10 protein-coding genes and 1 pseudogene are annotated in these 10,375 nt (G+C 65.6%); 2 read left to right on the top strand and 9 right to left on the bottom strand.

The features are described 5' to 3' along the window. From istB to FH608_RS50965, 8 genes are all read right to left on the bottom strand, one after another. On the bottom strand, positions 1 to 765 hold a 765-nt coding region (gene istB, locus FH608_RS50930; RefSeq protein ID WP_317135629.1), incomplete at its 3' end, for an IS21-like element helper ATPase IstB. After that, on the bottom strand, positions 762 to 2,438 hold the full coding sequence (istA, locus tag FH608_RS50935; protein ID WP_139638436.1) for an IS21 family transposase: 1,677 nt from the start codon (positions 2,436 to 2,438) through the stop codon (positions 762 to 764). The genes istB and istA, both read right to left, overlap by 4 nt. Before the next feature lie 421 nt (positions 2,439 to 2,859). Continuing rightward, complete coding sequence (locus tag FH608_RS50940) at positions 2,860 to 3,693, bottom strand: alpha/beta fold hydrolase (protein ID WP_132104294.1); 834 nt, start codon at positions 3,691 to 3,693, stop codon at positions 2,860 to 2,862. A 27-nt stretch (positions 3,694 to 3,720) separates the two neighbouring features. Beyond that, positions 3,721 to 4,227, bottom strand: coding sequence for a DoxX family protein (locus tag FH608_RS50945; RefSeq protein ID WP_226900753.1), 507 nt, complete (start codon positions 4,225 to 4,227; stop codon positions 3,721 to 3,723). A 19-nt stretch (positions 4,228 to 4,246) separates the two neighbouring features. Beyond that, positions 4,247 to 5,032, bottom strand: a complete 786-nt coding sequence (locus FH608_RS50950; RefSeq protein ID WP_226900755.1) for an ABC transporter permease — start codon at positions 5,030 to 5,032, stop codon at positions 4,247 to 4,249. A 56-nt stretch (positions 5,033 to 5,088) separates the two neighbouring features. Further along, positions 5,089 to 6,054 (bottom strand): ATP-binding cassette domain-containing protein, encoded by a 966-nt coding sequence (locus FH608_RS50955; RefSeq protein ID WP_139638437.1) that lies wholly within the window; start codon positions 6,052 to 6,054, stop codon positions 5,089 to 5,091. A gap of 102 nt (positions 6,055 to 6,156) precedes the next feature. After that, on the bottom strand, positions 6,157 to 6,750 hold the full coding sequence (locus FH608_RS50960) for a PadR family transcriptional regulator (RefSeq protein WP_139638438.1): 594 nt from the start codon (positions 6,748 to 6,750) through the stop codon (positions 6,157 to 6,159). A gap of 166 nt (positions 6,751 to 6,916) precedes the next feature. Continuing rightward, positions 6,917 to 7,165 (bottom strand): hypothetical protein, encoded by a 249-nt coding sequence (locus tag FH608_RS50965; RefSeq protein ID WP_139638439.1) that lies wholly within the window; start codon positions 7,163 to 7,165, stop codon positions 6,917 to 6,919. Positions 7,166 to 7,924: 759 nt separating this feature from the next. Here FH608_RS50965 and ltrA point away from each other — a divergent pair. Beyond that, entirely contained in the window at positions 7,925 to 9,181 is a 1,257-nt protein-coding gene (ltrA, locus tag FH608_RS50970) for a group II intron reverse transcriptase/maturase (RefSeq protein ID WP_139638440.1), read from the top strand. Positions 9,182 to 9,361: 180 nt separating this feature from the next. Here the strand turns inward: ltrA and FH608_RS50975 are convergent, their stop codons facing one another. Beyond that, positions 9,362 to 9,796, bottom strand: a complete 435-nt coding sequence (locus FH608_RS50975) for a VOC family protein (protein WP_139638441.1) — start codon at positions 9,794 to 9,796, stop codon at positions 9,362 to 9,364. 198 nt (positions 9,797 to 9,994) lie between these two features. Between FH608_RS50975 and FH608_RS50980 the strand changes: the two are divergent. Continuing rightward, positions 9,995 to 10,249, top strand: a pseudogene (locus FH608_RS50980) (transposase); the annotation flags it as partial. Positions 10,250 to 10,375: the final 126 nt, after the last annotated feature.

Consider the following 10,375-nt stretch of genomic DNA (forward strand, 5'->3'; position numbering starts at 1 on the left):
CGGTACTGTCGCTGGCCCCATACAACGGCCCACGCCACGTAACCCTCCGCGACTCCGGCTCCGTGAACATGTGATGTTTCGGCGCGGCCTGACACAAGTTCGCGCGAACATGTGCGCTTTGCCGAAGGACTCATTGGACGCGATCGCGACCGAGGCCTTCTCCTCACGCTCGGTGAGGACCTGGAAGAGGAGTTCCGCGCCGCGGCGGTCGAGTTGCATGTAGCCGAGTTCGTCGATGCACAGCAAATCGACGCGGCCGTAGCGGGCGATGGTCTTCGCCAGCGTCATCTCGTCGGCGGCCTCGACGAGCTCGTTGGCAAGCTGGGTCGCCAGGGTGTACTTGACCCGGTAGCCGGCCATGGCGGCCTCGGTGCCGAGTGCGATCAGCAGATGGGACTTGCCGGTGCCGGAGTCCCCGATCAGACACAGCGGCTGTCCCTTCTGGACCCATTCGCACTTGGCGAGGGTGTGGATCACGGCGGGATCGATGTTGGGGTTGGCGTCGAAGTCGAAGGCCCGCAGGGACTTCTCGCGGGGGAACTTGGCGGCCTTGATCCGGCGTTCGGACCGGCGTCGGGCGCGATCGTCGCACTCGGCGAGCAATAGTTCGGCGAGGAACCCGCGGTAAGACATCTGCTCACGCCCTGCCCGGTCGGCGTAGTCGGTGAAGGAGTTGCGGATGGTGGGCATTCGCAGCATCCGGCACGCTTGGTCGATCGCGGCGTCGGCTGCTTCTTCGGTCATTCCACGGCGCTTGGTGGTCACGGTGCGGCTCCTTCGTTCGGGGTGTCACGTCGGCTGGCCAACAGCTGGTCGTACTTCTCCACGCTCGGCAGCGGCCGAGTGTCGGCCGGGATGTGGGCGCGGAGCCGGCGCTCGGTCAGCGATCGCACGGCAGGGATCTCGCCTTCTCCGCGTGCCCTGTCGCCGCTCATCAGGGACTGGTGGTCCGCTGTCGTGTCGTCGGCTCCGCCATCTGCTGTGTCGTTGTACTTGCGCGCTTCCAACGCGACAGCGTCCGCGGTGAGCGCGCCTGCACGCAGCGCCGTCGCGAGTCCGGCGACGACGTGGTCGTGTGGAAGGTGCCGGTGCAGCATCAGGACCTCAATGAGGGCACGGGTGCCGTCGGCGTCACCGTGGGCCTTGCAGGCCGCGGCCCACCAGGCGTCGTGAATGGGCGTGAACCGCCCGGATGCCCTGGCCTGCTCCAGCGCTTTCGCACCGGGTAGCGCGCCCGGTTTGCGGAGGAGGACCTCGAGATAGTGGTCCAGGTCGACCCGGGTCGAGCCCTTGGTCATGAGCCGTTCGTGGCGGGCGATCTCGGTCCTGCCGTCGAACACGACCAGGTCGCTGGCGTTCAGGAGCACCCGGGCTTGACGGCCGACCATGCGCGCGGGCACGGAGTACTTGTTCATCCGGACCGTGACCTGGGCGTACCGGTCCACGCGCGGGGTGAACCAGCGGCCGGTCTCGAACGGCTCGGTCGGAAGGGGCGCGAGGAGTGGCTGCTCGGTGGCGAAGTGTTCTCCGACCGTGCGGGCGCGGGACCCGATCCGCCGGGCGTCGTCGGCTTCGTCCCAGGCGTCGACCATAGCGTTGAGCTCGGCGAGGGAGTCGACTTCTGGGATGGGGACGAGGTGGTTGCGTCGGAACCAGCCGATCTGCCCCTCGACGCCGCCCTTCTCGTGCGCACCTTGGATTCCGGGCTGGCAATAGAAGGCTTCGATGCCGTAGTGGGAACGGACGGCGGTCCACCTGTCGGCCTCGACCCGCTGGCGGGAGAACCCGATCACGCTCGCGACGGCGGCCTTGAGGTTGTCGTAGCGGATCTTCCCGGTCGGCACCCCGCCGAGCACGTTGAAGGCGTGGACGTGACCCTCGAAGAAGGCTTCCTGCCCAGCCGAGGCACTGACCCCGTGCACGGCCTTGCCCGAGTAGGAGAGCCGAAGGCTGAACAGCGCGCAGGTTACGAGCTCGCCGCGCAGGCGGATGGCGACGTCGCCGAAGTCAACCTCGGCCTCGCGGCCCGGGAGGTGCTCTTGCGGGATGAACGCGTTGGCAGGTTCCCGTCCGACCTCGTCGCGAATCTCACGGCGTCGGGTGGCGACGTACTCGCGGACCATCCAGTACGACACCACCCCGGCCCCGTCATGTTCGTCAAGCAGTCGATCGAAGATCCGCTTCGCCGTGTGTCGCTGCTTCCGCGGCGCGTCGAGGTCCGAGCGCAGCCAGTCGTCGATCACCACTCGGTACGCGTCAAGCCGTGAGCCGCGTTTGGGCGGTTGCTTTCTCTCCTTCGGCCATGCAGATTCCAGCGCCGCTGTCACGGTTCGGAAGCCGACGCCGTGCTTGCGCTGCAGCGCGCGGTTGGACATCCCAGATCGGGCATCCCGTCGGATCGCCGCGTACAGGTCGACCCGGGAACGCGGCTGCGTCATCGGTGGCACTCCTGACGTGAGCACGCCGTGGGCACGACTTTCGGCACCGGGCCACCGCCCGGGAACGGTGACCGCATGCGACCACAGCCCGGAATCACTGGCCCTACCGAGGTGCCTGGTCATGTGCTGCGCAGGGCTTCGGTGGGCGGTACTGAGTCGGCCCGGAGTGCGGGGTACGACCGACGACGGAGCCGATGAGCAGCGAGTAGGCCAGGTCGAGTCCCACTGAAGCCCAGGTCAGTACGACGGCCCGGCCTTGCGTGGTGACGAAGACGTTGGTGACGAGCACGCCCAGGATCAGGCCTGTGATGCCGCCGACGACATCAACCTCGACACCACCTGTCCGCCCCGTGTCCCTGGCGCGACGAAGATCTGCTTGCGCGGTGCCTAATCGGTCTTCCCGCAACACCTCGCGGGCCCCTCAGCGTTCGCTGCTGAAGAACCGTAGCAACAGCGGGCCGACGGTCTGTGGGTCGACGACGTGATCCGGCCCCTCGAGGGTCTCCCGTTGAGCGTGGGGTAGTAGGTCTGCAAGCTCGTCGGCCGCGCGGTCGAAGAAGTCCGAGGGCAGGCCTGCCATGTAGGGAACCGTGATCGGTCCTCCGGTGGTGACCAGGACCGGTTGGGTGACCGTTGCCAGTCGATCGGCCGGCAATTGGTAGCGGTTGAGGAAGACGCTGTCGTGGACCAGCGTGGGCGCGAGGGCGACCGAATCCGCCCAATGCGCCGTCTGCTTGCCTGCCGCTTTCCTGGCCGCGATGTTGTCGTCGGAGGCGCCGGTCACGCGCATGAACAGTTCGAGAACCTCCTCGTCTCGCCCGGCGTCGAAGGCGCGTCGGGTGTCCGCGATGTACTCCTCGAATCGCGGGCGTATGTCGTCCCCGACCACGTAGGGCACCTCCCACACGGCGATCGTGTCGATGGCTGACCCGGCCGCGGCGGCTTCCAGCGCCAGCGCGCCACCAGAGGACGCCCCGAACAGGTGTGCCGAGCCGCCCGCCTCCGCGATCAACGCATCCAGGTCCTCGATCTCCCTTTCCACGGCGTAGGGCTCGGTGAAGCCGCTCGCGCCGCGTCCCCGACGGGCATAGTTGTAAACCGTGAAGTGCTCGGCGAGAGCAGGTACCAAGGGAGCGTTCTCGGCTCCGTCGTCCAGTCCGCCGCCTACCAGGACGACAGCCGGGCCGCTTCCCTTCCGGTCGTAGGCGATGGCGGTGCCATCGTTTGATGTCACGCGAAAGGCCATCTCGTTCATCTCACATCTCCGTTCGAGAGGTTTGTCTCAGCGCCTGAGCAGCGTGCCGACGACGGCCTCGGTGCGCGACCACCGCGCCCTTGCGATCACGGCCGCCACGACGAGAAAGGCGAGCGGCAGCCAAGGGCTCTGCTCGAGCACGAACTGATCGGTGATGACAGCACCGGCCAGCAATGCCGCCAACCCGAGACTGGCCAGGCCCGCCAGAGCCGGGATCAGAAGTCCAACCCCTCCCGCGACCTCCAGCGCTCCGACCAGGTACCGGAGCCACTGGCCAGCCCCGATGTCGGCGAACATGTCCACCATGACCGGGTCGCCGGCGAGCTTCGAGATTCCGCCGCCGGCGATTATCGCCGCCAGCACGACTTGCAGAATCCAGACCCCGATGCTGCTCGCCCGCCCGGGCGTGTGCGCAACGGTTTCCGAGTTGTTCTTGGGGATGGTGCTCATTCGGCTCTCCTTGTCGTGTCCGAGCCTGGTACCGGTGATGGCGTTGGCCGAGTGGGCCGGGTTGTCGGAGTTGATGTCGACCAAGTGCTCGCGGTAGCGGGATCTATTTCTTCTTGCGGTAGAGGACCATGGTGATGGGACCGAAGACCGCGACGAGAAGTACGGACGAGACGAGCACCCAGCCGATTTCCCCGGCGGGCACCGAGCCGTCCATCAGGCCGCGTACCACGGTCGCCAGGTGGGTGATCGGGTTGACCTCGACGACCGCCTGAAGCCATCCGGGCATCGTCTTCGGGTCGACGAAGATGTTGCTCACGAACGTCAGTGGGAACATCACCATCATGCTGACCCCCGCCACCGAGTTCGGCGTGCGCAGGATCAGGCTGAGCATCGTCCACAGCCACGACAGGCAGAACGAGAACACCAGCAGCAGCGCTACCGACAGCACCACGCCGACGGCGCCACCCTCCGGCCGGAACCCTAGGACCAGGCCGAGCATGATGACGATCGCCGACCCGATCGAGTAGCGCACCAGATCGCCGAGCAGGGCGCCGACCAGCGGGGACGGTCGCCACACCGGGAGCGACCTGAACCTGTCGAAAACGCCTTTCTGAATGTCGGTGTTCAGCGTAATACCAGTGTTCATGGTGATCATGACGTTCGCCTGCACCAGGATGCCCGGCAGTAGGAACTGCAGGTATTCCTGCGTCGACCCGGCGAGCGCGCCACCGAACAGGTAGGCGAACATCAACGTGAACATGATCGGGAACATGGTCACGTCGACGAGCTGCTCCGGGACGTGTTTGATCTTCAGCAAAGCGCGCCAGCCGAATGTCAACGAGGTACTCACCGGACCGGGTCGGGGCGGGCGCTCACCGGCCAAGAGCACACCGCGCAGCGCGTCCTCGGTGACCGGCGGCGACGCCTGCTCCGCGGACGTGGCATTCATGCGGCATCCTCCTTGGGTGTCTCCTCGGACGGGTGACCGGTCAGGGCGAGAAACACCTCGTCCAGGCTCGGCTGACCGAGCGCGAACTCGGTGACGTCGATGCCGCTGCGGGACAACTCGGCCAGGGCGCGGGCGACCCGCTCGGGGTCGGAGATCCTTGCGGACAGCGCGACCGGGTCGGCGGAGGGCTCGACCTGCACCTCGAGGACGCCGGCGAGGACCCGTTCGGCCTCGGCCCGCTGCTCGGGCGCACGTAGCCGTACGTGCAGCGAGCCGGCGCCGAACGATGCCTTGAGCTGGCCGCTGGAGCCCTCGGCGATGACCTTCCCGTGGTCGATCACCGCGATGCGGTCGGCCAGCTGGTCGGCCTCGTCGAGGTACTGCGTGGTCAACAACACGGTGGTGCCTTCGGCGACCATGCCCCTGACGATCTCCCAGACCTGGTTCCTGCTGCGCGGGTCGAGCCCGGTGGTCGGCTCGTCGAGGAAGATCAGTTCCGGGGGGACGACCAGGCTCGCTGCGATGTCGATACGCCGGCGCATCCCGCCGGAGTACTTCTTCACCTGCCGGTCGGCGGCATTGGCGAGGCCAAACGCGTCGAGCAGGTCGGCCGCTCGCCGCCTGCCCCGCGGGCGCGAGTAGCCGAGCAGCCTGGCGAGCAGCAACAGGTTCTCCACCCCGGTGAGATCCTCATCGACCGACGCGAACTGCCCGGTAAGGCTCACCCGGGTCCGTACCGAACGCGCATCACGCACGACGTCGTAGCCGAGCACTTGCGCCTCTCCGGCGTCGGGGCGCAGGAGCGTGGCGAGCATGCGGATCGTGGTGGTCTTGCCCGCCCCGTTCGGGCCGAGCACGCCGTACACGCCACCGGCGCTCACGGCCAGATCCACACCGGCGACCGCGTGGGTCTTGCCGAAGCTCTTCTTCAACCCTCTCGTCTCGATCGCGAGCTTTCCCATGGGTTCGAGTCCTTCTCTCGGTGTTGCGAACGGATTGGTTGAGCTAGTCAAGTTTGACTACTTGGGCCAGAGTGCACGAGGAGAACGTCTAGTCAAGGTTGATTAGAAGCGCATCTTGAGGGGATCGTGGACCGTTCGCCACGAACCCGGATCATCGGCCATGGTGTAGGCGCCCTCAGACAGTCGTTTGCTCAGGCTCTTCGCCCACTCCAGTTCGGTGCGTGCGTGTCCCGCCCACAGTTCGGCCTGATCGCGGACGTGCTCGGGGGCGTCCCGATTGGGGTGCTCCCGCCACTTGGCCTGCTCTACGAGCTCCGCTTCCAGGCGCGCGACCCGCTCGTTAACCTGCGCGATGGCATCTGTCCTGGTCAGCATGGGCAACATGGCGATGGACGCGTTGAGCATGTCCGGGTCGTGGGTGCGCCGCAGACCGTCGCGGACCAGTTTGACCATCTCGTCACGTCCCCGAGCTGTCGCGCGGTACAGAACGCGCTCCGGCCCGGAGTTGCCCGGCTCGGCGTGTTCGGTGAGGAGGCCATCAGCCGCCGCCTTCTTCAGCGCGTGATAAATCGAGCCGGGCTTGATCTTGGCCCAACTCTCCGCACCCCAGCTCTGCAGTTCGGACCGCACCTGGTAGCCATGCGCGCCGCCGGAGAGGTGCACGATACCGAGTACCAGGAGCTTCGTCGCCGACATGCGCCCACCTCCGCTCAACCCTCTCGTCTCGATCGCGAACTTTCCCATGGGTTCGATTCCTTCTCTCGGTGTTGTTCTCTCGGTGTTGCGAACGGATTAGTAGAGACTAGTCAAGTTTGATTACTTGGTCAGGGTACACGAGGAGGAAACATCTAGTCAAGTTTGATTAGAAGCGCATCTTGAGGTGATCGGGGACCGTTCGCCACGAACCCGGATCATCGGCCATGGTGTAGGCGCCCTCAGACAGTCGTTTGCTCAGGCTCTTCGCCCACTCCAGTTCGGTGCGTGCGTGTCCCGCCCACAGTTCGGCCTGATCGCGGACGTGCTCGGGGGCGTCCCGATTGGGGTGCTCCCGCTGCTTGGCCTGCTCTACGAGCTCCGCTTGCGCACCCGCCAGGGTGGTGTCAACTCCCACCAACACTAGGGTGCCCTCCTGGTCCGGGTGGTGTCAGCACTGACCTACAAACGGTGCTGGTGGAGACCTCCAAAGCCAACCGTTCTACTGGATCTCCGTCCTCATGTCCTGAGAACCACGTCTTGACGGCACCGCGAAAGCCTTAACTACCTGGCCTTGTTGCGCCACGTGTGCGGAGAGGAGTCGTCGTGAGGTAGGAGACGACCAGCTCGACGTGCTTGCTGCACGGAAGATGAAGGACTTGTGGCCCTTCGACGTCGCCCTGCGGGGGGAGGCGTCAAACCACCCCGAGGGGCGTTAGCCGAAGACTGTCGTGCCGAGCGTCGGGGAAAAGGCGGAGGTGAGACTCCGTCAGGTGGGGACCGGGAAGACGAACGCGAGTGAACCACCGCTGAAGCGTCGAGAGTAGGAACCGACATCGAAACCGGGGTCTCAAGGCGATCTCGGGATGAGTCTGGCGGGAGCCCGTCTACTGGCCAGGTGGTGTCCGGCGTGCAGGTGGCGTGAGTCCGGTCTGCGGCTTTCGTGTGGAACGTGGGAAGGCGTGTGCCGACACTGCCCGGCCACCCCGGGTGGGGGGTGGTGCGAGAGGGAGCGTACCGACCGGCGGAAACCGGGAGGTGCTGAGTACCGTCGCGGCGCGCGCTGGCGGACCGGCTCGTAGTAGCGGTGAAGCCCCGGTAATCGGGGTGGAGCGAAGGGGCCGGCTCATCTGGATGTGCTTGTTCGAGCAACCGGAAGTTCTCCGGGAGGAGACGAGTGAGCAGGTCAGGTCCGGACGGGAAACCGTTCGACATACCCAAGCGCCTGGTGTGGAAGGCGTGGAAGCAGGTCAAGGCGAACAAGGGGGCTGCCGGGGTGGATGGGCAGTCCATCGCCGACTTCGAGGCCGATCTGGGGAAAAACCTCTACCGGATCTGGAATCGGATGTCGTCGGGGACCTACTTTCCCCCGCCGGTGCGGGCGGTGGAGATCCCCAAGGCGGGGGGCGGGTCGAGAACGCTCGGCGTGCCCGCCGTCGGCGATCGGGTCGCGCAGACGGTGGCGGCGCTGGTGCTGGAGCCCCGCACGGAGTCGATCTTTCATGACGACTCCTACGGGTATCGGCCCCGGCGCTCGGCGTTGGAGGCGGTGGCCCGGTGCCGGGAACGCTGCTGGAAGAAGGACTGGGTCATCGACCTGGATGTCGCCAAATTCTTCGACAGCGTTTCGTGGGACCTGGTGATCAAGGCGGTGGAGGCCAACACCACCCACGAGCAGCGCTGGATCGTGCTGTATGTGAAACGGTGGCTGGCCGCCCCGATACTCACCCCCGAGGGCAGGTTGGCCAAGCGGGATCGCGGCACCCCGCAAGGGTCGGCGATCAGTCCCGTGATCGCAAACCTGTTCATGCACTACGCGTTCGACACGTGGCTGGAACGCGAGTTCCCGACCGTGGAGTTCGAGCGGTTCGCCGATGACGCGGTGGTGCACTGCGCGACCGAGCGGCAGGCCCAGCAGGTCCTGGCCGCGTTGCAAGCGCGGATGGAACAGGTCGGGTTGCGGTTGCACCCGACCAAAACGAAGATCGTGTACTGCAAGGACCGTAACCGGCGTCTCGATCATGAGGAGACGTCGTTCACGTTCCTGGGCTACACCTTCCGCGCCAGGAAAGCACTGACCCGAGACGGAGCGAGCATGTTCGCCGCGTTCCTGCCCGCGGTCAGCAAGGACGCCCGCAAGAAGATGAGCGAGACGATCCGAGCCTGGCGCATCCATCTGCGCACCACCGATGATCTGGCAGAACTCGCCAAGTGGATCAACCCGGTCGTGCGCGGCTGGATGAACTACTACGGCAAGTTCTACCGGACCGAACTCGACGCTCTTCTACGGCGCATCAACACCTACCTGATGCGCTGGGCGCGACGGAAGTTCAAACGGCTACGGTCGTTCAACAAGGCCAACCGGTGGTGGAACGGGGTGCTGCATCGCCAGCCGATCCTGTTCGCCCACTGGGCCTGGATGACCGAGTTCTAACGGATCGGATGAGACGAGCGGAGTGACGAGAGATCGTCACGCTCCGTTCTGTGGGAGCCCAGGGGTGAGATTCCCCTGGGCCACCCGGCGGTGAAGGCCCCTGTTCCCGTCGGCCGAGTTCGCGCGGCATCTTCCCCATGCGAGCCGGCACTGCCGCGCGGTTTGCTTCTTAGAGGTTTGTCAGCTCAGGCAGAACTCGTTGCCCTCGATGTCCTGCATCACGAGGCACGACTCGTTCTCTTCATCGGCGGGCAGGAGCCGCACGCGCTTCGCGCCGAGAGGGATCAATCGTGCGCATTCGGCCTCGAGGGTTGCCAGGCGCTCTGCACCGACGAGTCCGGTGCCGACCCGCACGTCAAGGTGCAGTCGATTCTTGGCGACCTTGCCTTCGGGAACGCGCTGGAAGTACAGCCGCGGACCGACGCCCGAGGGGTCGCTGCATGCGAACCATGAGTCCCGCTGCTCGGGTGGCAGCGTGCGATTGAAGTCGTCCCAACTGGCGAACCCCTCAGGCGGTGTCGGCGCGACATATCCCAATACCTCGCACCAGAAGCGACCGACACGTTCAGGTGAAGCGCAATCGAAGGCGACTTGAATCTGCTTAACGGCTGCCATGGGAAAATACTCCCATAGAGCACCATACATCCCGTAATCGCCCACCGTGCACCCCATCCGGATTGGTGAAGAAGTCGGTTGCGTCCACGGAAGTGGTGTACGAGTTTGGCCTGGTCACAGGCGTGGCGTCGTGAAATAGCGACGGCCATCGCGTGATCCTTTCGATTAGCAAGATCAAGATTCGAAGGGAACCAGGCGATGGCCGCAGACCTCAGTGTGACGCCCGAGCAGTGGCTGGCGAAGCAGATCGAGACCGGGGATCCGGATCTGTTGCGATCCATGGTGAAGACCATGGCCGAGGCATTGATGTCGGCTGAGGCCGACACTCTGTGCGGAGCCGGCTATGGCGAGCGCAGCGACGAGCGGACCAACTCCCGCAACGGCTACCGCAAGCGCGAGTGGGACACTCGCACAGGGACGGTTCAGCTGGCCATCCCGAAACTCCGGTCCGGCTGAGGTGCCCCGACCCTTCCGGACTCGGACCCAAGTAGGGTCAGAGACAGTCCGGAAAGGAAGCACGTGGCGAAGAAGCCGAGAATATATCCACCTGAGTTGCGAGCCGAAGTCGTGCAGGCCGTC

Source organism: Nonomuraea phyllanthi (assembly GCF_006334985.2).
In the GTDB taxonomy this organism is placed as follows: domain Bacteria; phylum Actinomycetota; class Actinomycetes; order Streptosporangiales; family Streptosporangiaceae; genus Nonomuraea; species Nonomuraea phyllanthi.